Annotated in this window: 24 protein-coding genes; 10 read left to right on the top strand and 14 right to left on the bottom strand. The window is 31.1% G+C overall.

All coding sequences use genetic code 11. The features are described from left to right. Positions 1–16: 16 nt before the first annotated feature. The 7 genes from N2251_RS08755 to N2251_RS08725 form a co-directional block, all read right to left on the bottom strand. Complete coding sequence (locus N2251_RS08755) at positions 17–526, bottom strand: OmpH/Skp family outer membrane protein (protein ID WP_260586353.1); 510 nt, start codon at positions 524–526, stop codon at positions 17–19. Positions 527–564: 38 nt separating this feature from the next. Beyond that, positions 565–1,362 carry an OmpH/Skp family outer membrane protein gene (locus tag N2251_RS08750; RefSeq protein WP_260586352.1) on the bottom strand — a complete coding sequence of 266 codons (798 nt, stop codon included), beginning with the start codon at positions 1,360–1,362 and terminating at the stop codon, positions 565–567. Positions 1,363–1,425: 63 nt separating this feature from the next. Next, the gene (bamA, locus tag N2251_RS08745; protein WP_260586351.1) at positions 1,426–3,978 is read right to left on the bottom strand and encodes an outer membrane protein assembly factor BamA; all 2,553 of its coding nucleotides are present in this window, start codon (positions 3,976–3,978) and stop codon (positions 1,426–1,428) included. Beyond that, on the bottom strand, positions 3,971–4,723 hold the full coding sequence (gene uppS / locus N2251_RS08740) for an undecaprenyl pyrophosphate synthase (RefSeq protein ID WP_260586350.1): 753 nt from the start codon (positions 4,721–4,723) through the stop codon (positions 3,971–3,973). The genes bamA and uppS overlap by 8 nt, the downstream gene beginning before the upstream one ends. A gap of 2 nt (positions 4,724–4,725) precedes the next feature. After that, positions 4,726–5,406, bottom strand: coding sequence for a type IX secretion system protein PorG (gene porG / locus N2251_RS08735; protein ID WP_260586349.1), 681 nt, complete (start codon positions 5,404–5,406; stop codon positions 4,726–4,728). Between the two features lie 106 nt (positions 5,407–5,512). Next, on the bottom strand, positions 5,513–6,409 hold the full coding sequence (locus N2251_RS08730) for an NAD kinase (RefSeq protein ID WP_260586348.1): 897 nt from the start codon (positions 6,407–6,409) through the stop codon (positions 5,513–5,515). Positions 6,410–6,442: 33 nt separating this feature from the next. After that, positions 6,443–7,102: a CBS domain-containing protein gene (locus tag N2251_RS08725; RefSeq protein ID WP_260586347.1), complete on the bottom strand. Its 660-nt coding sequence runs from the start codon at positions 7,100–7,102 to the stop codon at positions 6,443–6,445. A 59-nt stretch (positions 7,103–7,161) separates the two neighbouring features. Between N2251_RS08725 and N2251_RS08720 the strand changes: the two genes are divergently transcribed. Continuing rightward, a complete protein-coding gene (locus N2251_RS08720) occupies positions 7,162–7,875 on the top strand; it encodes a pyridoxine 5'-phosphate synthase (RefSeq protein WP_260586346.1) in 714 nt (237 codons plus the stop codon). Position 7,876: 1 nt separating this feature from the next. Beyond that, positions 7,877–8,644, top strand: coding sequence for an alpha/beta fold hydrolase (locus N2251_RS08715; protein ID WP_260586345.1), 768 nt, complete (start codon positions 7,877–7,879; stop codon positions 8,642–8,644). Positions 8,645–8,667: 23 nt separating this feature from the next. Here N2251_RS08715 and truA read toward each other — a convergent pair whose 3' ends face one another. Both truA and N2251_RS08705 read right to left on the bottom strand, forming a co-directional pair. Further along, positions 8,668–9,462: a tRNA pseudouridine(38-40) synthase TruA gene (truA, locus tag N2251_RS08710; protein ID WP_260586344.1), complete on the bottom strand. Its 795-nt coding sequence runs from the start codon at positions 9,460–9,462 to the stop codon at positions 8,668–8,670. Positions 9,463–9,561: 99 nt separating this feature from the next. Next, positions 9,562–10,143: a Crp/Fnr family transcriptional regulator gene (locus tag N2251_RS08705; protein ID WP_260586343.1), complete on the bottom strand. Its 582-nt coding sequence runs from the start codon at positions 10,141–10,143 to the stop codon at positions 9,562–9,564. Between the two features lie 112 nt (positions 10,144–10,255). Here N2251_RS08705 and N2251_RS08700 point away from each other — a divergent pair, with 112 nt between their 5' ends. The 4 genes from N2251_RS08700 (at position 10,256) to clpX (ending at position 14,144) form a co-directional block, all read left to right on the top strand. Next, a complete protein-coding gene (locus N2251_RS08700) occupies positions 10,256–10,603 on the top strand; it encodes a phage holin family protein (RefSeq protein WP_260586342.1) in 348 nt (115 codons plus the stop codon). A gap of 128 nt (positions 10,604–10,731) precedes the next feature. Next, positions 10,732–12,054, top strand: coding sequence for a trigger factor (gene tig / locus N2251_RS08695; protein WP_260586341.1), 1,323 nt, complete (start codon positions 10,732–10,734; stop codon positions 12,052–12,054). 129 nt (positions 12,055–12,183) lie between these two features. After that, the gene (clpP, locus tag N2251_RS08690; RefSeq protein ID WP_260586340.1) at positions 12,184–12,843 is read left to right on the top strand and encodes an ATP-dependent Clp endopeptidase proteolytic subunit ClpP; all 660 of its coding nucleotides are present in this window, start codon (positions 12,184–12,186) and stop codon (positions 12,841–12,843) included. Between the two features lie 62 nt (positions 12,844–12,905). After that, positions 12,906–14,144: an ATP-dependent Clp protease ATP-binding subunit ClpX gene (gene clpX / locus N2251_RS08685; RefSeq protein ID WP_260586339.1), complete on the top strand. Its 1,239-nt coding sequence runs from the start codon at positions 12,906–12,908 to the stop codon at positions 14,142–14,144. 150 nt (positions 14,145–14,294) lie between these two features. Here the strand turns inward: clpX and N2251_RS08680 are convergent, their stop codons facing one another. Then, positions 14,295–15,629, bottom strand: a complete 1,335-nt coding sequence (locus N2251_RS08680; protein ID WP_260586338.1) for a leucine-rich repeat domain-containing protein — start codon at positions 15,627–15,629, stop codon at positions 14,295–14,297. A gap of 124 nt (positions 15,630–15,753) precedes the next feature. Between N2251_RS08680 and dnaG the strand changes: the two genes are divergently transcribed. Then, a complete protein-coding gene (gene dnaG, locus N2251_RS08675) occupies positions 15,754–17,757 on the top strand; it encodes a DNA primase (protein WP_260586337.1) in 2,004 nt (667 codons plus the stop codon). A gap of 205 nt (positions 17,758–17,962) precedes the next feature. Here dnaG and nadE read toward each other — a convergent pair whose 3' ends face one another. Continuing rightward, entirely contained in the window at positions 17,963–18,751 is a 789-nt protein-coding gene (nadE, locus tag N2251_RS08670) for an NAD(+) synthase (RefSeq protein WP_260586336.1), read from the bottom strand. A 94-nt stretch (positions 18,752–18,845) separates the two neighbouring features. On the opposite strand from nadE, the gene gldB reads away from it, so the two are divergent. The 3 genes from gldB to N2251_RS08655 all read left to right on the top strand — a co-directional run bounded on the left by gldB (position 18,846) and on the right by N2251_RS08655 (position 22,247). Beyond that, positions 18,846–19,808 carry a gliding motility lipoprotein GldB gene (gene gldB / locus N2251_RS08665; protein WP_260586335.1) on the top strand — a complete coding sequence of 321 codons (963 nt, stop codon included), beginning with the start codon at positions 18,846–18,848 and terminating at the stop codon, positions 19,806–19,808. Beyond that, entirely contained in the window at positions 19,808–20,143 is a 336-nt protein-coding gene (gldC, locus tag N2251_RS08660) for a gliding motility protein GldC (protein ID WP_218771432.1), read from the top strand. The genes gldB and gldC overlap by 1 nt, the downstream gene beginning before the upstream one ends. 157 nt (positions 20,144–20,300) lie before the next feature. Beyond that, positions 20,301–22,247: a tetratricopeptide repeat-containing sensor histidine kinase gene (locus tag N2251_RS08655; protein WP_260586334.1), complete on the top strand. Its 1,947-nt coding sequence runs from the start codon at positions 20,301–20,303 to the stop codon at positions 22,245–22,247. 18 nt (positions 22,248–22,265) lie between these two features. Here the strand turns inward: N2251_RS08655 and folK are convergent, their stop codons facing one another. From folK to rpsO, 3 genes are all read right to left on the bottom strand, one after another. Then, the gene (folK, locus tag N2251_RS08650; protein WP_260586333.1) at positions 22,266–23,414 is read right to left on the bottom strand and encodes a 2-amino-4-hydroxy-6-hydroxymethyldihydropteridine diphosphokinase; all 1,149 of its coding nucleotides are present in this window, start codon (positions 23,412–23,414) and stop codon (positions 22,266–22,268) included. Positions 23,415–23,681: 267 nt separating this feature from the next. Then, positions 23,682–25,916 (bottom strand): polyribonucleotide nucleotidyltransferase, encoded by a 2,235-nt coding sequence (locus N2251_RS08645; protein WP_260586332.1) that lies wholly within the window; start codon positions 25,914–25,916, stop codon positions 23,682–23,684. Between the two features lie 187 nt (positions 25,917–26,103). After that, positions 26,104–26,373 (bottom strand): 30S ribosomal protein S15, encoded by a 270-nt coding sequence (rpsO, locus tag N2251_RS08640; protein WP_260586331.1) that lies wholly within the window; start codon positions 26,371–26,373, stop codon positions 26,104–26,106. Positions 26,374–26,492: the final 119 nt, after the last annotated feature.

The following is a 26,492-nucleotide window of genomic DNA, read 5'->3' as shown; positions in this document are numbered from 1 at the left end:
TATTTTAAAGGTTTTATTAGAAACCTAATTTAGCTTTTACAGCTCCGTAAATGTCTTCACCTTTATCATAAACGATTAATCCTTTACCAGGAGCAGCATCAAATACATAAATAATTCCTTTAGCAGCTGCAACATCTTTAATTGCTTGCTCAGCTTTCTTTAAAATAGGAATTGTTTTTTCTTGGTATTTTTTCTGCATCTCCTGACTAGCAGATTGCTGAGCCTGACCAATTCTTTGTCTGTCTTGCTGAATTTCAATAGCTCTTTTTTGGTTTACTTCTTGTGTTTGACTTTTACTTTCTGCTTCGTATTTTTTCATTTTAGCTTCTGCTTTTTTAGCCATAGCTTCAATGTCGTCACGGTAGGTCTTATTTAATTTCTCTAACTCAGCTTTCATAGCTTTAGTTGCAGGCATTTCAGATAATAATTTATCTGTATTTATATGTGCAGTTTTTTGTGCATTTGCCACACTACCTAATCCAATTGTGAAAATTGCAACTAATACTAACGTCTTAAAATGTTTCATCTTTGTTTTAATTTAATTTAATGTTCTCTATTCTTGATTTATTTATTCTCTTGTATTGCTTGTTTCTTAGCTTCTTCTTGTGCTTGTTTTAAGGCTTCTCTTTTTTCTATTAGCAATTTTCTTTTGTTAGCCCTTTCTTGTAGCTTCGCTTGTCTTTTTTCTTCTATTAGCTTAATTTTAGCAAGCTTGTCATTTTGTTTTTTCTTTCTGAGTGCTTCTTGTTTAGCTGTTTTTGCTTTTTGCGCATCACTTAAGCCTTCATTTTTAAGTAATTCCTTTTTTGCTGCAACTTTATCTTTTTTTGCTTGTTTCTTCTGATCAATATTAATCATTTTAACAATAAGGTCGCTAATATCGTGTTTTTTGTTAGAATATAGCATTACTAACTCACCAGATTTATCAAAAACAAAATCATATTTTTTTCTTGAAGCAATTGTTTGAACAGCATTGAAAACTTGATCTTGAATAGGCTTTATTAATTGTCTTCTTAAATTATACATATCACCTTTAGGGCCAAAGTATAAAGATTCTAATCTACGTAAAGCTTCTTGTTGAATTGTAATGTCCTCTTCGCGTTCATCAATTAAATCTTTTGTTAAAATAGCTTTCTCGTTTGTTAGATCAGTTTTTAGAACTTCTATAGCTCTACTTTCTTTGTCTAACTTCGTTTTCCATTTTAAAACTTTAGCATCTAAGGAATTTTGAGCTTCTAAATATTCAGGGATATTTTGAAGTATATATTCCATGTCGATATAGGCGATGCGTTGACTTTTTTGTGCAACAACAACACTACTAGTAATAAGTAAAAGAACTATTGATAAAATGTTTTTTTTCATCTTGCTATAATGTGTTTAGAAAAAACCGTGCCAAAAAACCAGACACATTACAAATGTAAGGTTTTAGAACTGTCTTCCAATAATAAAATGTGTTTGCCAACCAGATTTTTCAGTCAGTCCAGGTAATGGATCAAATCCATGAGCAAAGTCTATACCTAGTAAACCAAATGCAGGCATAAATATACGGACACCTAATCCAGCAGAACGTTTCAGTCTAAACGGATTAAATTCGCTAAAATTGTTATAAGAGTTCCCTGCTTCTAAAAACCCTAAAGTATAAATTGATGCAGAAGGTTTGTCTGTTATGGAATAACGTAATTCCATTTGAAATTTATTATAGATAGAACCACCATCAAGAGAAGATACTCTATTGTTTTCATAACCTCTTAATCCGATAGTTTCTCGGCCATCTAGTTGCCCTTGAGCAATTCCGTCTCCTCCAACAAAATATCTTTCAACAGGTGTTAACCCTAGCTTTTTATTATAAGATCCTAAATACCCCATTTCAAAATTAGACATTAAGACTAATTTATTATTTTCAGATAAAGAGGTATACCATTTTCCTTTTGCAGTAATTTTATAATACTCAAGCCATTTGTATTTATCAGATAAATAAGCCTGTCTTTCACTGTTAGTTGGGTTTTCAGGTTCATCATAATCTTTGCCATTGACTAATGAGTATGGAAAAGTAGCTTTGGCAGTTAATGAAAAATCTGAACCATATGAAGGGAAAATTAAACTTGGACCAGCTGAATTACGACCAAAAGCAACTGTATATGCTAGGTTGTTAAGATTACCGTCACTAATAACGTCATTTGAAGAACCTACACGGTATCCATAATTATGTAACTCAATTCCTTGGTAACTTATACTTTGAGACAAAGAAAAGTAATCATCAGGCCAATTTAAACGCTTTCCTAGGCCGATTGAAGCACCTATAATGCTCAAACTTTGATTTTTATCAACAGAGTTTGTATTATAGTCATATCTATATTGATCAGATAAATAAATTGAGAAAGATAAAGATTGAGGTTTTTTACCCCCTAACCAAGGTTCTGTAAAAGAGAAACTATAGGTGTTATAGGTTCTACTTGTTTGTAAACGTAATGATAATTTTTGACCATCACCCATTGGTAGTGGTTTATAGGCTTCTTTATTGAAAATATTTCTAATAGAGAAATTATTAAAAGATAATCCCAAGGTACCAATAAATGATCCACCACCATAACCACCTTGCAGTTCTATTTGACTACCGCCTTTTTCTGCAACTGAAAACTCAATATCAGCAGTTTTGTTTTGATAATCAGGTTTAACATCAGGAGTTACATTGGCATCGAAAAATCCTAATTGACCAATTTCACGAATTGAACGAATAATGTTTTCACGACTAAATAAATCACCTGGTTTTACACGTAATTCTCTGTAAATAACATGGTCATTTGTTTTTTCATTACCAGCTACTGATACTTTCTTAATAGTAGCTTGCTCATCTTCACGAATACGAACTTCTACAGTAATAGAATCATTTTTTACTTTTGTTTCTATCGCGTTTATCTGAGAAAATAAATATCCGTTGTTGTGGTAAAGTGTTTGAATGTCTTGAGAGTTAGGTGAGCCATCTCCTGAAATACGTTCTTTTAAAACTTTTCCATTGTAGATATCCCCCTTATCAATTCGTAACAACCTTTGTAAGAATTCATCTGAGAATTTTTTGTTTCCAATAAATTTAATCTCATCAAAACGGTACTGACGACCTTCTTCTAGGGTGATTTCTAAATTAATAGTATTGTCGTCATTCCAAATAAGATTGTCAGATAGAATACGAGCATCACGATATCCGTTTTCACTGTAGTTTTCAAGAATGCTTTCTAAATCTTCTTTATAATCATCTAAAACATACTTTGAAGATTTCCAAAAACGACCTAAAACCTTACGTTTTGTGTTTTTCATGAATCCTCTCAAGTCTCCATTAGACATTGCCGTGTTTCCTATAAAATTAATTTCTTTAATTTTTATACGTTTTCCTTTATCAACAAAGATATCCATACTAACAGTGTTTATGTCAGAAGTATCTTTTTTTGTTGTTAGAGAAACTTTAGTTTTTAAGAAACCTTTATCAGTATATTTCTTTTTTATATAATTTCTAGTAGTTACGATTAGGTTATCAGTAACCATAATACCCTTTTTAAGTTCAGTTTCTTCTTTAAGTTCTCTTGCTTTTGATTTACTAAGACCAGAAATTGAGATGTCAGCTAATTGAGGTAGTTCGGTAACATCAAATAGTAAATAAACAGTTTCTCCATCTTTTTTAGATAGATATACATCAACATCGCTAAACTGTTTACTTTCATAAAGTTTTTTAATAGCACTGGTAAGTTTATCACCAGGTAACTTTATAGGCTGCCCATCTATTAAACCCGTGTAGACCCTTATGGTTTGTTCACTAAATTTTTGTAGACCAGTTACAGTGATTCCACCCAAGATATATTGTTCTCCTTTTTTGTAAGGGATTACATTGCTTGTGACAGTACTGTCTTTAGTTATGATGTCTTGTGCTTGTGTATTCGCTGATAAAAAAGCGATTAAAAATACTACTAAATAAGAATATTTATTCATTGGTCTCAATCTGTTCACTTGTTTTTCCAAATCTTCTCTCTCTGTTTTGATAATCTATTACGGCGTCAAAAAGATCTTCTCTTCTAAAATCTGGCCATAATATTTCTGTAAAATATAATTCGGCATATGCTAGTTGCCAAAGTAAAAAATTACTGATTCTTTGTTCCCCACTTGTACGTACCATTAAATCAACGTCGGGCAAATTAAACGTATATAAATGGTTATTTATAATTTTTTCATCTATTTTTTCAATATCAAGCTCGTTATTAACAACTTTTTCAGATATATTTTTGAAAGCATTAACAATTTCTTCTCTCGAACCATAGCTTAAAGCAAAGGTTAACGTGATTTTGGTATTGTCTTTAGTTTGATCAATAACTTTAGTTAAAATTTTCTGAGCATTTTTTGGTAAGCTAGTAAGATTACCAATGGCATTTATTTTTACATTTTTACGCTGAAAATCTGGAAGTTCTTTTTTTAAAGTGTTAACAAGTAGGCTCATTAAGGCATCTACTTCTAACTTAGGCCTGTTCCAGTTTTCAGTAGAAAAGGCATAAAGAGTAATGAATTTAATACCAATTTCTGACGCAGCATCAGCTGTTTCTCTAATGGCAGTTAAAGCATTTCTATGACCAAAAACACGTTGCATTCCTTTACCTTTTGCCCATCTTCCATTGCCATCCATAATAACGGCAATGTGATTTGGAACTTTCTGTAAATTAATACTATGTAATTTGTCTTTCATTTTTATTCTGTTAATCCTTTATAACACGGAGGTCGTCCGAAAGAATATACTATTGATAATCCAGTAAATACATACCAGTCATTTCCTGTACCGCCAAAATTTAAATTAGCTATTTTATCCGTTGTAAAATCAATATCGTCTACTAGTGTAAAACGAACTCCTGTTTCAAATGCAATAGCTAAATGATCATCTAATCTCCCTTTAATACCAATACCTACAGGTAAAGAATATGAAAATTTATTTTTTAAACGAATTGTAGTGGGAGAAGTTCTTTTTACAGGGCTCGAGTAGTTAAAAACGGCAATTTCAGCTAATAAATAAGGTGTGAAGGTTGTATTGTAGTTGCTAATATTATAATCAAAAAAATTAAATTCTAACCCAGCGGCAAATTCATGGATATTGTTTGTAAATTGATATCCTCTTTTTTGACGGAATAAATTTTCTGCATCACTATCTTTACCAGAAACAGGGATGTATGTGTAAGTTCCTCTTAACGCGATTCTGGGATTTAGGTTGTATTTGTATATTAAGCCACCTCCAATTTTATTGGGATATATGTAGTTTGTATGACCTATATCACCAATGTAATTAGAGCCACCAACGAAAACACCTACTTCGTGAGTTTGCGATTGTATTGTAATTGCTGTTAAAGCAAATGATATGAATAAAAAAAGTTTCTTCATTGTAAAAATAGCGTGCAAATATAGTAAAATGAATTTGCTTTAAAAAGTTAATAATATACCTTCTTGATTAACCTTTTTTTTGAGGTTTTATTGCTATGAAGTGTATTTATAAAGATTCATTACGAGTATCTTCTCCCCATAAAAGCTTACCTCTTAGTGTTTTTAGATGTGATTGATTTTGAAGTAAAATACTTTTTATAGTAAAAGAAGCTCTCTGTATTTTTATTTGTGTTCCTAATGGTATCGTTGTGATACGAGAGTCTAACGAGATTAAAAAATCTTTTTCACGAGCACTTACTTCTAATTGAATTACAATGTCGTCTGGTATTACCATTGGCCTTGCGTTTAGGTTGTGTGGTGCAATAGGGGTGATAACAAAGCTTTTAGAATCTGGTAGTATTACAGGACCATTACAACTTAAAGAATAACCAGTAGACCCAGTTGGTGTTGATATGATTAAGCCGTCTGCCCAGTAATTTGTTAAGTATTCTTGATTTAAATATGTTTTTACACCAATCATAGAAGTGGTGTTTCTACGAGCGATAGTTATTTCGTTTAAAGCAAAATCTAGTTCTGTAAATTCTTCTGTTTGTGGTGTAGTTTCTATTTGTAATAAAGACCTTTTTTGAATGGTGTAATTATTTTCTAATAACAAAGCAACCGCTTCTTCAATCTGATCTTTTTGTACCGTAGCTAAAAAACCGAGTCTACCAGTATTAATTCCTAAAAAAGGAATGTCTAAATCACGAATATAAGTTGCAGCTCTTAAGAATGTTCCGTCACCTCCAATAGTAAACATCATATCAAAAGAGTTAGATAAATCATTGAAATGAGCGTATGTAGGATATTTTTTTGTCAAAGAATTATTTTCAACCAATAAGTCATAAAATTCTTTTTCAAAAAAAACAACAATCTTGTTTTTCTCTAATGCCGATACTAATATTTTAATTTCCTTTTCAGCAGAAATGGTATAAGCTTGACCGTAAATAGCTACTTTTTTCACTTGTAATAATTTTTTAGGATAGAGATATGTAAATTACATATCTAAGTATTTTCTTAAATAAGAGGCTCTGTCTTTTAATTCTTCTAAGTAAAAATCATCCTCATGTTTTGTGATAACAGTATAATCGTACCTGCGAAAAGTTTGAATGATTTCATTTATTTCTTCCGTAATTATTTTTAAGGTAATTTGAATGTTATCTTGATTTTCAGAAGAAATATAGAGTCCTAATAATTTAGCGCCATTGGTTTCAATTATTTGGGCAACTTCTCCCATTGAAGCATCATTTTTGCTTTTTTCTATGGTTAAAGTGTCACTTTCGTTGTGTAAAAAAGGACTATCAGCAAAAGCATCTAAAACATCGCTTAATTCATAGTAACCAGTATACTGCATTTCTTTATTTAAAACGGGAATTAAATTACAGTCATTATCAGCAAATAGCACGATTAAATCGAGTAAGGTAGTTTTCTCGTTAGCATAAAAATGATCTAACAAATAAGCGTATTCACTAAGTTGTTGATTTTTATCTTCAATAGTTTGAATATCGCTTTCTGGTAAGCAACCAACTAATTTTCCGTTTTCAACAATAGGAATATGTGTTATAGGTAAGTTTTTACATACTTTTTGAGCACTTTTTACAGTGCTTTTTAAAGTAAGTGCTTTAATTTCTTTCAGTATAAAATCGTTGATATTCATTACTACGAATATAGTTTAAAATGTTTTAATGATTTATCTTTGTAATCTAATTTTATGAGATGACAAAGTTAAGCGTAAATATTAATAAAATTGCGACGTTGCGTAATTCTAGAGGAGGAAATACACCTGATTTATTAAAGGTAGCAGTCGATATTCAGGATTTTGGCGCAGAAGGAATTACAATTCACCCAAGGCCAGATGAGCGCCATATTCGTTACCAAGATGCTTATGATTTAAAATCGATTGTAACTACCGAATATAATATTGAAGGAAACCCGATTGATCAATTCATGGAAATGGTGTTGGCAATAAAGCCAACACAAGTAACATTGGTGCCAGATAGTGTAGATACTTTAACATCAAATGCTGGTTGGGATACTGTTGCAAATCAATCGTATTTACAAGAAGTTATTTCTGAATTTAAAAATAACGGAATTAGAACTTCAATTTTTATTGATACAGATTTAAAGTTGATTGAAGCCGCAGCCAAAACAGGAGCAGATCGTATTGAATTATATACTGAAGAATTTGCTACACAATTTGATTTAGGTAATAAAAAAGCTATAAAACCTTATATTGATGCTGCAATTTTAGCACACAAATTAGGTTTAGGTATTAACGCAGGACATGATTTAAGTTTAGAAAACATCAAGTTTTTTAAAGAGAATATCCCTAATTTGGCGGAAGTTTCTATAGGGCACGCGCTTATTTCTGAGTCGTTGTATTTAGGTTTAGAAAACGTGGTAAATATGTATTTACACAGATTACAATAAGATGCAAATTTTACATTCTAGAATAGTAGGTGAAGGAAAACCGTTGTTAATTTTACACGGTTATTTTGGTATGGGTGATAATTGGAAAAGTCATGCGAACAAATTAGGTGAAGACGGATTTGAGGTGCATTTAATAGATCAACGAAATCATGGTCGTAGTTTTCATTCTGATGAATTTAATTACGAAGTAATGGTTGCCGATTTGTATAATTACATACAACATCATAATTTAGAAAAGGTAGCTTTATTAGGGCATTCAATGGGCGGAAAAACAGTAATGTTATTCGCAACTGAGTATCCAGAATTGGTAAATAAATTAATAGTTGCTGATATTTCGCCAAGAATGTATCCGCCACATCATCATGATATTTTAGAAGCTTTAAATTCGGTTGATTTTACGATTCAAAATTCACGAAAACTGATTGATGAAAAACTGTCAGGATTAATTCCAGAAGCTGGTGTGCGACAATTTTTACTGAAAAACGTGTACAGAAAAACGAAAGATGAACTAGCTTTTCGTTTTAATTTAAAATCATTAACAGAAAATAATAACGAAGTTGGTGAAGCCTTACCTTCGTTTACCGTTTTTGAAGGAGAAACCTTGTTTTTAAAAGGTGAAAATTCAGGTTATATTTCGGTAAATGAAGAGCCGATTATCAATGCGCATTTTCCGAATTCTACTATAAAAAAAATAGCCAACGCAGGGCACTGGCTACATGCAGAAAATCCGAAGGATTTTTATACAGCGCTTATCGGTTTTTTAAATTGATTTTTGGAGGTGTTTCTGTTTAATTACTCCAATCCAACACTCAGCATTTTAACCAAATTATATGAATCATCCAGCTTTAAAAAAGGGTATTCCACCTTACTGAGAAAAAGACCGTTTGGGTGCGCAGAATACTTAACTTTTTGTTCTTTTTTCAGATTTAAAATTTCGTTAAATTCATCTAAAGTTATTTTACAGCGTCCGACTTCTAGTAAATAATAAACACAAATTCTTACCATGCCGCGTAAAAAACGATTACCGGTGATTGTAAAGCGCATGCGTCCTTGTGCTTCATCAATAAATAATTCGCAATTACTTATCTCACACAGTGTATTATCGTATAAATGTGGTTGTTTGCATAATGCTTTAAAGTCTCTAGTTTTACGAATAAGAGCCACAGCTTTTTTTATTAAGTCGAAGTCTAGTATTAAATCTTCATAAAAAGAACTATTGTGAAATAGTATTGGGTTTTTCTTCCAATGGATAAAGTAATCGTAGGTGCGTGATACTGCTCCATAACGCGCATATTGGTCTTCGTTGACTTTAAATATTTCAAAAACGGCGATGCTATTGGGTAGATTTTTGTTCAGCCTAAATTTTAAATCGAATTTAGGTGCTTCATCAATATTAATGTCTATAACATATTGGCTAGCATGTACACCAGCATCGGTTCTGCCGCAACCATAAACGCTTATTCTTTTCTTAAAGAGTTTAAAAAGTGTTTGCTCTAAGGTTTCTTGAACCGTATTTTGGGTGTTATTCTGTCTTTGCCAACCGCTGTAATCGGTACCATTGAATCCTAAGTGTATAAAATATCGCATTTGTGAATTAGAAAAAGGGTGATTTTAGTTAGCGAAGTTAGTAGAAAACGCTTTAGGAATCAACTTGATTTTTTGATGCTAAATGTAGGTGTATTTATATTATTTTAAGGAGATTTCTTTTCTGATTCTACTTAACGAAGTATCGGTAATACCTAAATAAGAAGCTACGATTTTTAAAGACACGCTTTTAAGGATTTCAGGTTGCTTTTTCATTAATTTTAAATAACGTTTTTCGGCAGAATCTTTTATCATACCTAGCATGCGATTTTTAAGGTTAGAATAATTCAGAATCAACATCATTCTACCAAACTCTCTAAATTCAGGTATGCTATGAAAACTTTCTTGTACATCTTCGTATTTCATTTTCCATAAAACACAATCGGTAAGGCTTTGAAAATTTTCGCTACTAGGTTTTTGTTTAAAAAATGATAGAAAGTCGTTTACAAAACAAAAAGGAGAAAAAATATTGGTAGTAATTTCATTGCCATTACTATCAACTGTGTAAGATCTTACGAGTCCAGATTCTAATATATAAGTCGCTCTCGGAGTTTTGTTCTCTGTTAAAATATCAATATTGCTTTTAATTTCAATCAATTCGAATTTTTCTGTCAATAATTTTGCTTTTTCACTAGGCATTGGCAGTATTGATTGTATGTAGTTTTGTAGATTGTCTTTGTTCATCGTTTAGGTTCGTGTGGTTAAAAAAATAAAGATATCAACTTAAAACTGACAAATTTACAGGTTATCTTTTTTGGTACGATTATCGCTTTTTATCAGTAAAACAATAAAAGTAATGAAACTATTTTTAAAATTATTGCTAACCGCGTTAGCAGTTATCGTATTAGCAAGTGTATTGCCAGGAGTAACGGTAACAAGTTATGTAACCGCAGTAATTGTTGCGTTAGTAATTTCGTTGTTAAATATGTTTGTACGTCCGTTATTAGTGTTTTTTACTTTGCCAGCAACTATTGTAACGCTTGGGTTATTCTTGTTTGTAATTAACGCTGTTATTATATTATTCGCTAGTAATTTGGTAGGCGGTTTTGCCGTAAACGGATTTTTCACAGCACTCTTATTTAGTGTGTTGTTATCAATATTCAGATCATTCTTGTTCTCGTTATTAAAAGAAGAGAAGAAGTAAAAAGAGCCAAGAGGATAAGAATCAAGATGCAAGCTTAAAACAAGTCTTTGCTCTTGTAACTGATTGTCTTGTTTCTAAATAAATAAAAGAGTAATTTTGCACCCGATTTTAAAGAAACATATTTTAAGATGAATATTACAAAACAAAACGTAGATGCGTTAAACGCAGTTATAAAAGTTGATATAGTTGCTGAAGATTATCAAGCTACAGTAACAAAGCAATTAGAAGATTACCGTAAAAAAGCAAACATTCCAGGATTTAGAAAAGGCCAAGTGCCAATGGGAATGGTTAAGAAACAATACGGAAAATCAATAATGATTGATGAAGTAAATAAACTTTTACAACAATCATTAAATAAATATTTAGCCGAAGAAAAATTAGATATTTTAGGAAATCCATTACCAAGAATAGAAGATAATTTTAATTGGGATGCGGAGAAGTTTTCTTTTGAATTCGAATTAGGGCTAGCTCCTGAATTTGATGTAAACTTGAAGCCTAAAAATAAGGTTACGCAATATAACATCATCGCTACAGATGAGTTATTAACTAAAGAAGTTGAAAATATTCAAACACGTTACGGTAAAATATCACCTATTGATGCAGCTACAGAAGAAGCTAACATTACAGGTACATTTGCAAACGAAGCAGAAGAAATTAATAAAAAATCAACAATTTCTGTAAAAGATATTAAAGGTAAAACAAACTTAAAAAAGTTTGTAGGTGCTAAGGTTGGTGATGTTTTAGAGTTAAAAACAAAGAGCTTATTTGAAGATGAGCACAAGTTGCAAGATGCTTTAGGTGTTGCTCATGAAGCGGTTCATGGTTTAGATGTTGCTGTTGCTTTTACAATTGAAGAAGTAACAAAAACAGAAGCTGCAGAATTAGACAAAGAATTATTTGATAAATTATTTGCTGACGGAAGTGTAAGTACAGTATCTGATTTAAAAGATAAAATTAAAGAAGACGCAGAAAAACAATTTCAGCAACAAGCAGATCAGCAATTATTAAATGCAATTACTGAAAACTTAGTAGAGAATACAAAGTTTGAGTTACCTACTGAATTTTTACAAAAGTGGTTACAAACTGCAGGTGAAAAGCAATTAACTGCTGAAGAAGCTGTAGCTGAATATAATAAATCTGAAAAAGGTTTACGTTACCAATTAATCGAAGGAAAGGTTATGAAGGATAACGATATTAAGATTGATTATAAAGAATTAGTGGATTATGCAAAAGGATTTATCCGTTCGCAAATGGCACAGTTTGGTAACATGAATCCAGAAGAAAAAGAGTTAGACGATATTGCTGGTAGAGTATTACAAAACCAAGAAGAAGCTCAAAAATTACAATCTCAATTAATTAGCCAAAAATTATTAGGTTTTTATAAAGAGAACATGAGTTTCGATGCTAAAGAACTTTCTTACGAAGACTTTATCAAAGAAGTATATAAATAACAGTTTTAAGTTGTTACAATATAAAAAAACCTGAATGTAAATTCAGGTTTTTTTAGCCATAAACAGTAGTAATATACTAACGAAATAGTTCTTATATTTACACCTTATAACCCAAAAAACATTTTTAAAATGGATTACGGAAAAGAATTCGAAAAATACGCAACAAAAGAGCACGGAATAAATAGTACATATTTAGGTAAAATAACAAGTAGTTTAACGCCATATATTATGGAAGAACGTCAGATGAACATTACCCAAATGGATGTTTTTTCTCGTTTAATGATGGACAGAATTATCTTTTTAGGTACAGGAGTTAACGACCAAGTAGCCAATGTAATTCAAGCACAATTATTGTTCTTAGAAAGTGTTGATGCAAGCAAAGATATTTCAATATACATTAATTCTCCAGGAGGAGGCGTTTATGCAGGTTTAGGTATTTACGATACCATGCAATTTATAAAGCCAGATGTAGCAACAATTTGTACAGGTATGGCAGCATCTATGGGCGCTGTTTTAATGTGTGCGGGTGCTAAAGGGAAGCGTTCTGCATTACCACATTCTCGTATTATGATTCACCAACCAATGGGAGGTGCACAAGGACAAGCTTCTGATATGGAAATTACCGTAAAAGAAATCGGGAAGTTAAAAACTGAATTATATGATATCATTGCAGATCATTCAGGACAAACTTTCGAAAAAGTACAAGAAGATTCTGATAGAGATTATTGGATGAAAGCCGACGAAGCAAAAGCGTACGGAATGGTAGATGAAATTTTAACAAGAAAATAATATATTACTGTTATAACGAGATTACGTTGTAAACTCGTTATAACGTTATAAAGTAGCATAAAATGTCGAAAGAAGAAAACTTAGAATGTTCCTTTTGTGGGCGTAAAAAACCAGAAACCGATTTATTAATTGCGGGTATGGATGCGCACATTTGCGATAAATGTATAGAGCAAGCACACGGAATAGTAGAAGAAGAAGTTAAAGGAGCTATATCAGAAGGATTATCTAAAGATTTAACGTTAAGAAAGCCAAAAGAAATTAAAGCTTTTTTAGATGAATATATCATTGGACAAAGCGAAACCAAAAGAGGAATGTCGGTAGCCGTTTATAATCACTATAAACGATTATTACAGTCTAAAGATGATGAAGATGAGGTTGAGATAGAAAAATCTAACATTGTTTTAGTAGGTGAAACAGGTACTGGTAAAACATTAATAGCACGTACAATTGCTAAAATGTTAAACGTACCATTTTCTATTGTAGATGCTACCGTTTTAACGCAAGCAGGTTACGTAGGTGAAGATGTTGAAAGTATTTTAAGTCGCTTATTACAAGCCGCAGATTACGATGTAGATAAAGCACAACGAGGTATTGTTTTTATTGATGAAATTGATAAAATAGCTCGTAAAGGAGATAACCCGTCAATTACTAGAGATGTATCTGGGGAAGGTGTTCAGCAAGCGTTATTAAAATTATTAGAAGGATCTGTTGTAAATGTTGCTCCTAAAGGAGGAAGAAAGCATCCAGATCAGAAGTTTATTGAAGTAGATACCAAAGAGATTTTATTTATCGCTGGTGGTGCTTTTTCAGGAATTGATAGAATCATCAGTAAGCGTTTAAATATGCAAGCAGTTGGTTATAGTGCTTCAATAGATGAAGATAAGGTTGATGAAAGTAACTTGTTGCAATACATCATTCCGTCTGATTTAAAATCATTTGGATTAATTCCAGAAATCATCGGTCGTTTACCTGTATTAAGTTACATGAATCCGTTAGATGCAAAAACATTACGCGCCATTTTAACAGAACCTAAAAATTCTATTATAAAGCAATATACAAAGTTATTTGCGATGGATGATGTTGAGTTTACTTTAACAGAAGAGGCATTACAATATATTGTTGATAAAGCAATTGAGTATAAATTGGGTGCTCGTGGATTACGTTCGTTATGTGAAGCTATTTTAACCGACGCAATGTTTGATATGCCTAGTTCTGATGAGAAAGAGTTAAAGGTAACCAAAGAATATGCAGAATCTAAAGTTACAAAATCAGCTTTAAAGAAATTAAGAGCTGTTTCGTAATTCAGTGTCAAAGCGTTATTCTGAATCTATTTTCAGAATAACATTTTTATAGTTAAAAACATTTTAGCTCGAGCAAACTTGATAAAGTAAAACAAAAAAGAGACCACATTTTAATAAATGTGGTCTCTTTTATTTTGTGTTAAAAGTGCTTTAGTGCGTTATAACTTTACTATGTTTTTTAATCCATTGATTAAGTTGATCTGCAGTTAAATTATATTTTTGCTGTATTTCGCTTTTTTTCTTTTGTAAATGAGTTGCATTTAAAACAGCATATTCATATTCTTTAGCAACTGATTTTTGGAATTTTTCATAATAACTCCCTGCTGTTTCTTGTGGGTGTACAGTTTTAGCTTTAAGTGCAGAATTTCCAAGTAAATTAATCCACTCAGTAAACTCTTTAGTATTTAAATTGTACTTCTTTTGCACTTCTTCTTTTTTACTTTGTAAGTAAGAAGGTGTTAAAATAGCTTTTTCATACTCTTCTACAGCTGATTTCTTGAATTTAGAATAATAAGCAACAGAATGTTTTTGAGGTAAGCCAACATCAGTACTTTTAACAGCATTTTTATTAGCAACTAGTAAGCTTGAGTATTTATTAATCCATTCGGTTAACTGAGCTGGATTTAAATTATATTGCTGTTGTAATTCGTTCTTTTTACTTTGTAAATGTGCCGTTGTTAAAACTAATTTATCATATTCAGTAACGACAGAAAGTTGAAACTTTTCATAATAATTAGAAGCTGTTTCTTTTGATGAGCTATTCTGTACGGGTTGCGCTTTTTTAACTGGTTTTGTTACCGTTGGCTTGCTTTCTTGTTCAGTTTTAACTTCAACACTTTCGTTAATGTCTAAGTTGTTTGTGTATGCAGCAGTATCGTCTTTATACCACCCTTGAGGGATATTGTTAAGTTGTTTGTCATTTACAAGAATAGCATCAATTTCGTTACTAGTAGTATCTAAACTTTCTAGTTTTGTACAGCCTTTAACATCTAAGTTGGTTAAACGATTAAAGCTACAATATAAACTTTCAAGATTTTCATTTTTCCCAATAATAAGTTCTGTTAACTCATTATTATCACAACTCACATAAACTAATTCGGTGTTGTTACGAAGGTCAAGACGCTCTATTTTATTATCACTACAATTTAAAAAAGTAATAGAGGTGCTTTTAGATAAATCTATTTTAGTAATATTATTACCAAAGCAATCGATACGTTTTAAATTAGGAAAGCTTTCAAGACCTGTTAAATCTTTAACTTTCGAATGTACGTTTGGTAATAATTTATTGGTTATAGGGTCATTTATATTTAAATTAACGACATATCTTGCATCGCTAACTAAAATGCTTCCGTTTAAACCATTAGAGTCAATTCCTAAATCGATTAGACATTCTTCTAAACCAATATCAGGAATGGTAATTGTTTCTTGTGAAGCAACATTTAAACTTAGTAATATTGTAAATATGAATGATATATATGTTTTCATGATGGGTAATTTGTGGCAAAACTATATATTTATAAGTTTTTAGCAAATAAAATACTGATGTTATTTCTTTTTAATCAACAAAATATATAAAACGAGTATATTTGTTCGCTGTATTTTACACTATATGATAACCCAACAAACGATAGAGAAAGTTTTTGAAGCCGCCCAAGTAGCTGAGGTGATAGGAGAGTTTGTGCAATTAAAAAAATCTGGAAGTAGTTTTAAAGGTTTAAGTCCGTTTACAGATGAGAGAACACCGTCTTTTATGGTATCGCCTGTAAAACAGATATGGAAAGATTTTAGTACAGGAAAAGGAGGGAACGCGGTTTCTTTTTTGATGGAACATGAGCATTATACATATCCGGAGGCAATTAAATGGTTGGCGAAAAAATATAATATAGAAATTGAAGAAACCGAGCAATCTGACGAGCAAAAAGAGCAGCTGAACGAAAGAGAAAGTATGTTTTTGGCATCTAAATTTGCTAAAGATTATTTTCACGATGTATTAATGAACAGTCAAAAGGGGCGTGCAATCGGATTGTCTTACTTTAAAGAAAGAGGTTTTAGAGAAGATATTATCGAAAAATTCGATTTAGGGTATTGTAAAGATGAATGGACTAATTTTACTGATGCTGCATTAGCAAAGGGCTATGATTTAAAGTATTTAAAATCTACAGGTTTAACAATTGTAAAGGAAGGTGGGCCACAAATCAAAAAATTCGATCGTTTTAAAGGTCGTGTAATGTTTCCGATACATAGTATGTCGGGGCGAATTTTAGGTTTTGGAGGTAGAATACTTACCAATGATAAAAAAGCAGCAAAATATTTAAACTCTCCAGAAAGTGATATTTACCATAAAAGTAAAATTTTATATGGAATTTATCACGCAAAGAAAGAGATCGCAAAACAAGATAACTGTTATTTGGTAGAAGGATACACCGATGTTATTTCTTTTTATCAATCGGGAGTAGAAAATGTGGTTGCTTCTTCTGGTACTGCGCTTACTTCTGATCAAATTCGATTGGTAAATCGATTAACTAAAAATATTACTGTTTTATTTGATGGTGATGCTGCCGGAATTAGAGCTTCTATTCGTGGTATCGATTTGATTCTCGAACAAGGTATGAATGTGAAAGTAGTTTCTTTTCCTGAAGGAGAAGACCCTGACAGTTTTGCAAAAGCACACTCTACAGAAGAATTAAAACAATATTTAGACGAAAAATCACAAGATTTTATTGAGTTTAAAGTGTCTTTATTAATGGAGGACGCTGCGAACGACCCTGTAAAAAAAGCGGGATTAATTCGTGATATTGTTACCAGTATTTCTAAAATTCCTGATGGTATTCAAAGAGAAGTATACGTGCAAGAATGTGCGCGTATTATGGATATTTCTGAACGTGTTTTGTTTAGCGAATTAGCGCAGCTAATTAGTAAAGGAATGGCTAGTTCAAATAAACAGGGTCAAGGTAATAGTTCTTATCAGCCGCAAGCAGAATATTCTCCACAACAAGAAACAGCTTTAGGTCTTGTAAAAGGAGGAGGAAAAGGTCGTCAAAAAATAGATCAACTTAATATTTTAGAAAAAGAAATTATAAGAATATTATTGCTATACGGAAATGAAGTAATCGATTTTGTAAACTGGGTAGATGGAGTTGATGAAAAAGGACGTCCTGTTTTAGAAAAAGAAGAATATCAAAATACAGTTTCTAATGAGTTGTACTTAAATTTACAAGAAGATGAAATTGAGTTTGCCAACGAAATTTTTAAATTAACTTATTATCAATTAGTGCATCAGTTAAATCAAGATGAAAAAATTTCTATTGATCAATTAATAATGCATGAAAATCAAGAAATATCAAATTTAGTAACCAATATCTTAATGGATGAAGAAAAATATTCTTTAAGCGATTGGGAGCGAAAAGAGATTTTTGTAACAGAAACGGTAAAAATATTACCTAAACTAGTTTCAGATGCCGTGTTAAATTTAAGAAGAATTTTGATTGAAGAAAAAATTAAAGAGATTATGCACGAAGTACAAACTCAAAATGCAGTACTAGACCTCGAAGAAATTTCTAATTACACCGATTTAAAAAAGCGATTATTCGAGAAGCTTAACCGCGTGGTTTAGATATTAATATATAAGTGTTTATCCTCTTTTATTATATCATATATTTTCTGTAATTTCGAAACGAAAAAAAGAAAAAGATATTATGAAAAAATTGCTAGATTTTTTTGAACTACTAAGATTGATTGTATTGTTGCCGTTTAAAATTTCGAACGGACATAAAAAACATGCCTATCAAAAGATTAAACGACAAATGCTGTTGGTTAATTTACTTTAAGTTACTAGGTATTTCGCAAACAGGAATAGGTACCATTTTATGCTGATTAATTCGATTAAGACGAGTGTATATTTTAAATACTTCTAGTTTTCTATCAGAAAAATCAGCATTGCTTTTACCTTCATTTTGCATTTGCATTGCCCACTCTAATTCATCATAAGACGCACCTATTTGATCTTCATCTGTTCTGCTATCACCAAATAAACCATCTGTAGGTTGTGCTTTTTGAATTGATTGTGGCACTTCTAAATGCGCAGCTAAGTCAAATACTTCCGATTTAACTAAATCTGCAATAGGACTTAAATCAACACCTCCATCACCATACTTGGTGTAAAAACCTACGCCAAAATCTTCTACTTTATTACCCGTTCCGGCCACTAATAATCCGTGTAAACCTGCAAAATAATACAAAGTAGTCATGCGTAAACGCGCACGTGTATTTGCTAAGGCTAAATCGGTTTTCGCTGATTTTTCAACTTTAGGAACTATGTTTTTAAAATTTTCAAAAGTACTTGTTAAGTTTACTTCACCTTCGGTAACATTACTAAAGCGCTCTTTTAACTGTTTAATATGTTCATTTGCCCTGTTTACTTGGCTTTCTGCCTGATGAATCGGTAATTCAATACATAAAGTAGATAAACCCGTTTTTGCACATAAAGTTGAGGTTACAGCGCTATCTATACCACCAGAAATACCAATTACAAACCCGTTAACGCCAGCATTTGTTGCGTATTCTTTTAGCCATTGTACAATATGTTCTGAAACTTTAGGTGTATTCATAATCAGATAGATTTTTAAAGATTTATATAAAAAGGATATAAACTATTTTAGTAATTTTGACGTTGTAATATTGAATGTAAATATACTAAACTTCATGAGAAAATTTTTAGCACTTTGTGTTTTAGTTACTGGTTTAATGTCTTGTAAAAAAGAGGCAACTATTAATTTTAAGGTTGATGTTTCTAATATTGATGTTGTTGTAAATATAGATCGGTTTGACGTTGATTTTTATACTACGACTTCAAATAATTTAAATGAAACAAAAAATAAATATCCGTTGTTGTTTCCACCACAACCCGATAGTGTTTGGGTAAATAAAATAAAAAACGAGGATGAAAGAGAATTGTTTAACGAAACTCAAAAAGTTTATAAAAACATAGATAGTTTAAGAGCTGAGTTAACATCACTTTTTAAGCATTTAAAATATTACAATCCGAAGTTTAAAAGTCCGAGAGTAATTACAATGTTAACAAATATCGATTATGATAATCGAATTGTATATGCAGATAGTTTATTGCTAATTTCTTTAGATGCTTATCTTGGTAAAAAGCATCCATTTTATAACGATTATCCTGTTTATGTAAAACAAAACAATGATAAAAAACATATTATTGTAGATGCAGCAAAAGCAATAATAAATGCACAAGTGTTTGCGGGTAAACAAAGAAGTTTTATTGATAAGATAATTCAAAAAGGAAAGAGAATGTATTTGTTAGATACCTATTTACCGATGGTTTCTGATCAACAAAAAATAGGATACTCTCTAGTTAAATATGATTGGGCAAAAAATAATGAAGAACATATTTGGAAATATTTTATTGAAAAAGATATGCTGTATAGTACCAGTAAGGAATTAGATAAACGCTTTATAGATATTGCACCTTTTTCTAAGTTTTATATGGAGCAAGATAATCAGTCACCAGGTAGAATAGGAGAGTTTATTGGTTGGCAAATTGTGCGTTCGTACATGCAAAAGAATGATGTATCTTTGCAAGAATTATTACAAAAAAACGAAGAGGAAATCTTCAAAAAATCAAAATATAAACCAAAGAAATAATGGCGATAGAGCACACTTCTAAAATAACATTTAAGGTAGGGTTAGACGAGAATAAAGTTCCTGAAGAAATTTCATGGAATGCTGAAGATGGCGGAATTGATAACGAACCTTCTAAGGCAATCATGTTATCGGTTTGGGATCATAAGAAAAAAGATACTTTACGTATGGATCTTTGGACAAAAGATATGCCTGTTGATGAAATGAAGCAGTTTTATCATCAAACATTAGTATCTATGGCAGCTTCATTTGAAAGAGCTACAGACGATGCTAAAATGGGCGCAACTATGCGAGATTTTTGTGATTATTTTGCAGAGAAATTAGAATTGAAAAAATAAGAAAAGCAGCTTTTAAGCTGCTTTTTTTAGTTGCTATAATAAATGTGATATTCATTGAGATTGTTTGACTAAATTATGTGCTCTAAAATTATATTAAAGCGAATAATTACTGTGTTTTTTAGAAAATATTTATAGCTATAAATGACTATTTTTGATTATGATTAAATTTATTTTTAAATATTTAGGACTGTGGTTGTTTCTGTGTAGCATTGCAAGTAACAGTCAAATAAATAAATTAAGAGACAACAGTATTAAAAGTGAAAAAGAATTAATTGGTGAAGCTTTTTTTCTTTTGAATAATAATGAGCCAGAAAAGGCGTATGTGATGGCTAAAGAGTTAAAGAAATCGATTAAATCTCGATATGCTTTAATGAATAGTAATATGATTTTAGCCTATTATTTTAATCGAAAAGTAGCAATAGATTCTTCAATTTTTTACGCTAAAGAATCACTTAGATTAAATACAGAAGGAGGAGATTCCTTAAAAGCAAAAAGAAAATCAACTATTTATAATCTTTTAGGAAAAAATTATAATGTAAAAGGACTGAATAGCGAAAGTAAAAAATGGTATATAAAAGGAATAGAAGAAGCTCAAAAATATAATGAAAAATACTCTTATTATGCTAACACACACGGTTTAGCTTTAACATATTACAATGATAAAGATTTAAAAAAAGCACTCAGTACCTTTAAAGAATGTTTGTCTTATGTTGAAGACAAAGAAATTACCTATGGGAGTTATATAAATATAGGTATGATTTATGGCGAATTGAAACAATACAATGCTTCTAATGAGTTTCTTAAAAAAGCATATGATATTAGTTTAATAGAAAATAACGCCAAAGCAATGGCTGTAATTCTTTTAAATTTAGCTGATAATGCAGTAGAACAAAAAAATACAGATAAGGCAAAAGAACTTTATACCGAAACAATAGCTATAAGTAATAAAGAAGGCTTTTATCAATTAAAAACAGAAGCTAAAATTGGTTTAGGTAATATATATGTTTTTCTTAAAAGCTACGAGAATGCAGGTTTAACTTATAGTGTAGCTCTTATTGATGCAATAGAATATGGGTTGTTAGGAAGGCAATTGAAAATTTATGAAAAGCTAAAGAAATTAGCAATAAAAAGAAATAATTATAAAGATGCCTATTACCATAATTCAAATTATTTTAAAATAAGAGACTCTATTAATGAATTACAAAAAGTTGAAAAAATTAATGAACTAGAGGTTAAATATGAAACAATAAAAAAAGAAAAAGAAATTGTATTGCTTAAGAAAGATCAAGATTTACAAGAGTTTAATTTGAAAAAAGAAAAGGAGAATAAAAAATTGATGTTGGCTTCTTTTTTAATTCTTCTAGTACTTGTTATAGGTGTACTTGTTAATTATTATTTAAGACTTCAAGCACAAAGTGAATTAAATAAAAAAGAGAAAGAAATTAATTTGCAAAAAGTAACAACATTATATAAAGAAAAAGAACTAGAATTAATAAAGGCAAATATAACAGGAAGAGATATAGAGCGAGAAAGAATTGCTCAAGAATTACATGATAGCATTGGTGGTAATTTGGCGGCAATTAAACTTCAATTAGGAAGTACGAAAATTACAAACCCAGCACACCTTAAAAAAGTAAGTATTCAGATAGATGATACGTATACACAAGTAAGAAATATATCTCATTCATTAATTTCTGATCAAAAAAAAGGAGATGATTTCTGTGATGCTATTGAAATTTATTTAAATAATATTGGTGATTCAAGTAATATTGTTACTTCGTTTACTGTGTATCCAAAGAAAAAAATAAATGGATTGCCTCAAGATATAAAAGCAGAAGTTTTTAAAATAATTCAAGAATTAATAACCAATACACTTAAACACGCAAAGGCTTCTTTTATGGAGTTAAATGTAAATTTATCGGATAACAAACGCTTAAGTATTATGTTTGAAGATAATGGCGTAGGTTTTAACTTTTATGAAACTCCAAAAGGTTTGGGTTATGTAAATATAAAAAATCGGTTGGACAAAATAGACGGGACTTTAATGGTAGATTCTAAAAAGGGTAGAGGAACTATTATTAATATCGAAATAGAAAGAATATAATTGTTATGTAAAAGGGCATTAACCCATAAAGCCCGTAATTATAGTATGGTTTTTTATTTTATTAATGATAAGCTCATAATCTTCTGAGTTATTTACAAAGTCTAAATCAGAAACATCAATAATTAAAATATTTAACCCTTGTTGTGTTTTTATAAAATTGCTATAGCCGTCATGTATTTTTTGTAAATAACTAGCTTCTATATTTTGCTCGTAATCCCTCCCGCGCTTTTTTATGTTTTCTAACAAACGTTCTGTGTTTTGATATAAGTATACATATAAATCGGGTTTAGTGATTTCTTTGTACATTAAATCGAACATTTTACGGTATAATTTATACTCGTCTTTTTGCAAAGTAACTTGAGCAAAAATTAAAGACTTAAAAATATAGTAATCAGAAACAATAAAGTTTTTAAATAAATCGAACTGCGCTAAATCATCTGTTAATTGCTGATACCTGTCGGCCAAAAAACTCATTTCTAACGGAAAAGCATAACGCTCATTGTCTTCATAAAATTTTGGTAAAAACGGATTGTCAGCAAAACGTTCTAACACAACTTTAGCATTAAATTCGTCAGACATCATATTAGCTAAGGATGTTTTTCCTGCACCAATATTTCCTTCTATAGCAATGTAATTGTATTTTTCAGTAATAGGAGTCGGTCTTTTTAATTGCTCTTTAATAGGTGTAATTTCAGAATCGTCTGTACAGTTTTCTAAACAAATATATAAATGTTTTTTTTCTATCGGATGAATAGTGTTTCTAGCAATTTCTACTAAAGGAATTAATACAAACTTTCGATCTAACATCCGCGGATGCGGTACAATAAGATTTTTAGAGAAAATAATTTCATCTTCAAATAAAATAATATCTAAGTCAATAATTCTGTCGGCATAACCATTTGTACCTTTTCTTGCTCTTCCTAATTCTTTCTCTATGGCAAGTAAGTTTTTAATTAAGCTTTCTGGAGGTAAATAAGTGGAAACTTTAATACAAGTGTTGTAAAAATCTGCGCCATCAAAACCTAATGAAGGTGTTTTATATACGGACGCAATTTTAAGGATGGCACCAATCTTATCAGCAATTAAATTTATTGCATTTTGAATGTTATTGAACTTATCACCTTGGTTGGTTCCTATTGATAAATATGTTATTCGTTGTATTTTCATGAGTAGAATGCAAAGAAAAATAAAACTAAAATAAGATACGCGAAAAAGTAGAGTTTTATTTTTTTAAATTAAAGTAGGGTAAAACAATGTTTTCTTGTTTTGTTGTAGGGATTATTTAAAGAGTAACTATTTAGTTTAGGATTATTGGGGAATGATCAAAGTAATATACTCTTTTTATATAGGTTACTATTTTTAGCAGCCTATTTTAGTTTAAAACAAAAAAAGGCAACCATTTGGTTGCCTTTTTTAATTTATAGGAAAGATTTCTTATTCTTCTTTTCTAGGTTCTCTTGGTTTTCTGTCATCACGTCCACGATTATCTCTGCTTCTGTTATCACGCCCTCCAGAACGTTTGTCATCTCTTGGTGGTCTTGCAACAAAACCTTCTGGTTTTGGTAACAATGCTTTACGAGAAACTTTTTCTTTACGAGTTCTTGGATCTTGACCAAAATACTTCACGTCAAAAATATCACCCATATTTACTACATCGGTAACATTTTCTGTACGTTCCCAAGCTAATTCACTAACGTGTAATAAAACTTCGTTTCCTGGAGCATCCATATATTCTACAACCGCACCAAAATCTAACATTTTAATTACTTTAACCTGGTAAGCACTACCTACTTGTGGTTTAAAAAGCATAGACTCAATACGAGTAATAACTTGTTCTATTCCAGCAGGATCAGTTCCTAAGATTTCAATAATTCCTTCTTCAGTTACAGCATCTTCAGTAATTACAATTGTAGTTCCTGTTTCTTTCTGTAATTCTTGAATATGTTTACCTCCTGGCCCAATAAATGCACCAATCATATCATTAGGAATACGTCTGTTAATCATTTTAGGAGCATGCTCTTTAACTTCTTCGTTTGCATCAGCAATCGTATCTGTTAATTTTTCTAAAATATGTAAACGACCGTCACGAGCTTGTTTTAATGCATTCACTAAAATCTCGTAACCTAATCCTTTTACTTTAATATCCATCTGACATGCAGTAATTCCTTCAGAAGTACCAGTTACTTTAAAGTCCATGTCACCTAAGTGATCTTCATCCCCTAAAATATCAGATAAAACTGCGTAACGATCACCATCAGAAATTAATCCCATAGCAATACCAGAAACTGGTCTTGTCATTTTAACACCTGCGTCCATTAATGCCATTGTACCAGCACAAACTGTAGCCATAGAAGAAGAACCGTTAGATTCTAATACTTCAGATACAACTCTTACTGTATAAGGACAATCGTCTGGAATCATTCCTTTTAATCCACGTTGCGCTAAGTTACCATGACCAACTTCTCTACGAGATGTTCCTCTTAATGGTCTTGCTTCACCTGTACAAAAAGGAGGGAAGTTATAGTGTAAATAGAAATTTTCTTCACCTTCATAAGATGGCATATCTATTTTCATTGCATCTCTAGATGTTCCTAAAGTTACTGTTGCTAATGCTTGTGTTTCTCCACGAGTAAAGATTGATGAACCATGTGTTGATGGTAAGTAGTCTACTTCACACCAAATTGGTCTAATTTCATCAGTCTTACGACCGTCTAAACGTAATCCTTCAGCTAAAGTTAATTCACGAACAGCAGCTTTTTGAGATTTATTGAAATATTTCCCAACTAAATCACCATAATCTGCTAATTCTTCTTCTGTAAAAGCAGCTTTTACTTCTTCTTTTACTTCAGCAAAAGCAGCAGAACGTTCTGCTTTAGATGTTCCTTTTTTAGCGATAGCATAACACTTATCGTAGGCAAGGTCATTTATTTTTGCAGCAACTTCTTCGTCTTCTCTTTCTCCTTCGTATTCTCTTGTTTCTTTCTTTCCGAAAGCTTCAGCTAAACGAACTTGAGCAGCACACTGAATCTTAATAGATTCATGAGCAAATTTAATTGCATCTGCCATTTCTTCTTCAGAAATCTCATCCATTTCACCTTCAACCATCATTACAGAATCAGCTGATGCTCCAATCATCATATCGATGTCAGATTCCGCTAATTGTGCTCTGTTTGGGTTAATTACGAATTCTCCATTTACTCTAGCAACACGTGCTTCAGAAATTGGGCATTCGAAAGGGAAATCTGATAATTGAATAGCTGCTGATGCAGCTAAACCTGCTAATGCATCTGGCATAACATCTTCATCATGAGACATTAATTGGATCATTACCTGTACTTCAGAATGGTAATCTTTTGGGAATAATGGACGTAAAACACGGTCTACAAGACGCATTGTTAATACTTCACCATCACTTGGTCTAGCTTCTCTTTTAAAGAAACCACCTGGATAACGACCTGCAGCTGCAAACTTTTCTCTATAATCTACCGTTAATGGTAAGAAATCAACTGTTCCTGCTTTGTAGCTAGATACTACAGTACATAACAACATTGCTTTTCCCATTTGAACAACAACCGAACCATGGGCTTGTTTTGCTAACTTACCCGTTTCTAATGAGATGGTTCTTCCATCTCCAAGGTCAATGACCTCTCTAAATACTTTTGGAATCATAAATTTTAATTCTAAATTGTTAAATTGTTTGTTGTTGTGTTGTTACTGTTTGTTGTTGCAATGGAAATTCAAAATTGTTGTTAAAAATTTTGAGTTTTTTATATAAATTTCTATTAGTTAGATAGAAATGAACTTTTTGTAAAATAAAAAAGAGGCACGTTTATAGAGCCTCTTTTTTTGAAAGAAATTATTTTCTAATTCCTAATTCTTTAATAATTGCACGATATCTGTTGATTTCTTTTTTCTTTAAGTAATCTAACAAGCTTCTACGCTTACCAACCATTCTAACTAATGAACGCTCTGTGTTAAAATCTTTACGATTTTGCTTTAAGTGCCCAGTTAAGTGATTAATTCTGTGTGTGAATAATGCAATTTGACCTTCTGCAGAACCGGTATCGTTTGCTCCTTTACCGTGTTTAGTGAAAATCTCTTCTTTTGTTTCTTTAGTTAAATACATACCAATATTGTTTTAAATGATTTTAATGTATACAATGCTTTTGCATTGAAGGGGCAAATGTACAACTATTTTTTAAATTCATAAAAAATGTAATAATAAAAAAGCTAGCGTTAGCTAGC

Origin of the sequence: Tenacibaculum haliotis, from assembly GCF_025215075.1 — a bacterium.
In the GTDB taxonomy this organism is placed as follows: Bacteria; Bacteroidota; Bacteroidia; order Flavobacteriales; family Flavobacteriaceae; genus Polaribacter; species Polaribacter haliotis_B.
This window is presented reverse-complemented; position numbering and strand designations above follow the sequence as displayed.

Coding starts and splice junctions, on each gene's coding strand:
- N2251_RS08755 (WP_260586353.1), bottom strand. CDS start 526: ATGAAACATTTTAAGACGTTAGTATTAGTTGCAATTTTCACAATTGGA.
- N2251_RS08750 (WP_260586352.1), bottom strand. CDS start 1,362: ATGAAAAAAAACATTTTATCAATAGTTCTTTTACTTATTACTAGTAGT.
- bamA (WP_260586351.1), bottom strand. CDS start 3,978: ATGAATAAATATTCTTATTTAGTAGTATTTTTAATCGCTTTTTTATCA.
- uppS (WP_260586350.1), bottom strand. CDS start 4,723: ATGAAAGACAAATTACATAGTATTAATTTACAGAAAGTTCCAAATCAC.
- porG (WP_260586349.1), bottom strand. CDS start 5,406: ATGAAGAAACTTTTTTTATTCATATCATTTGCTTTAACAGCAATTACA.
- N2251_RS08725 (WP_260586347.1), bottom strand. CDS start 7,102: ATGAATATCAACGATTTTATACTGAAAGAAATTAAAGCACTTACTTTA.
- N2251_RS08720 (WP_260586346.1), top strand. CDS start 7,162: ATGACAAAGTTAAGCGTAAATATTAATAAAATTGCGACGTTGCGTAAT.
- N2251_RS08715 (WP_260586345.1), top strand. CDS start 7,877: ATGCAAATTTTACATTCTAGAATAGTAGGTGAAGGAAAACCGTTGTTA.
- truA (WP_260586344.1), bottom strand. CDS start 9,462: ATGCGATATTTTATACACTTAGGATTCAATGGTACCGATTACAGCGGT.
- N2251_RS08705 (WP_260586343.1), bottom strand. CDS start 10,143: ATGAACAAAGACAATCTACAAAACTACATACAATCAATACTGCCAATG.
- N2251_RS08700 (WP_260586342.1), top strand. CDS start 10,256: ATGAAACTATTTTTAAAATTATTGCTAACCGCGTTAGCAGTTATCGTA.
- tig (WP_260586341.1), top strand. CDS start 10,732: ATGAATATTACAAAACAAAACGTAGATGCGTTAAACGCAGTTATAAAA.
- clpP (WP_260586340.1), top strand. CDS start 12,184: ATGGATTACGGAAAAGAATTCGAAAAATACGCAACAAAAGAGCACGGA.
- clpX (WP_260586339.1), top strand. CDS start 12,906: ATGTCGAAAGAAGAAAACTTAGAATGTTCCTTTTGTGGGCGTAAAAAA.
- N2251_RS08680 (WP_260586338.1), bottom strand. CDS start 15,629: ATGAAAACATATATATCATTCATATTTACAATATTACTAAGTTTAAAT.
- dnaG (WP_260586337.1), top strand. CDS start 15,754: ATGATAACCCAACAAACGATAGAGAAAGTTTTTGAAGCCGCCCAAGTA.
- nadE (WP_260586336.1), bottom strand. CDS start 18,751: ATGAATACACCTAAAGTTTCAGAACATATTGTACAATGGCTAAAAGAA.
- gldB (WP_260586335.1), top strand. CDS start 18,846: ATGAGAAAATTTTTAGCACTTTGTGTTTTAGTTACTGGTTTAATGTCT.
- gldC (WP_218771432.1), top strand. CDS start 19,808: ATGGCGATAGAGCACACTTCTAAAATAACATTTAAGGTAGGGTTAGAC.
- N2251_RS08655 (WP_260586334.1), top strand. CDS start 20,301: ATGATTAAATTTATTTTTAAATATTTAGGACTGTGGTTGTTTCTGTGT.
- folK (WP_260586333.1), bottom strand. CDS start 23,414: ATGAAAATACAACGAATAACATATTTATCAATAGGAACCAACCAAGGT.
- N2251_RS08645 (WP_260586332.1), bottom strand. CDS start 25,916: ATGATTCCAAAAGTATTTAGAGAGGTCATTGACCTTGGAGATGGAAGA.
- rpsO (WP_260586331.1), bottom strand. CDS start 26,373: ATGTATTTAACTAAAGAAACAAAAGAAGAGATTTTCACTAAACACGGT.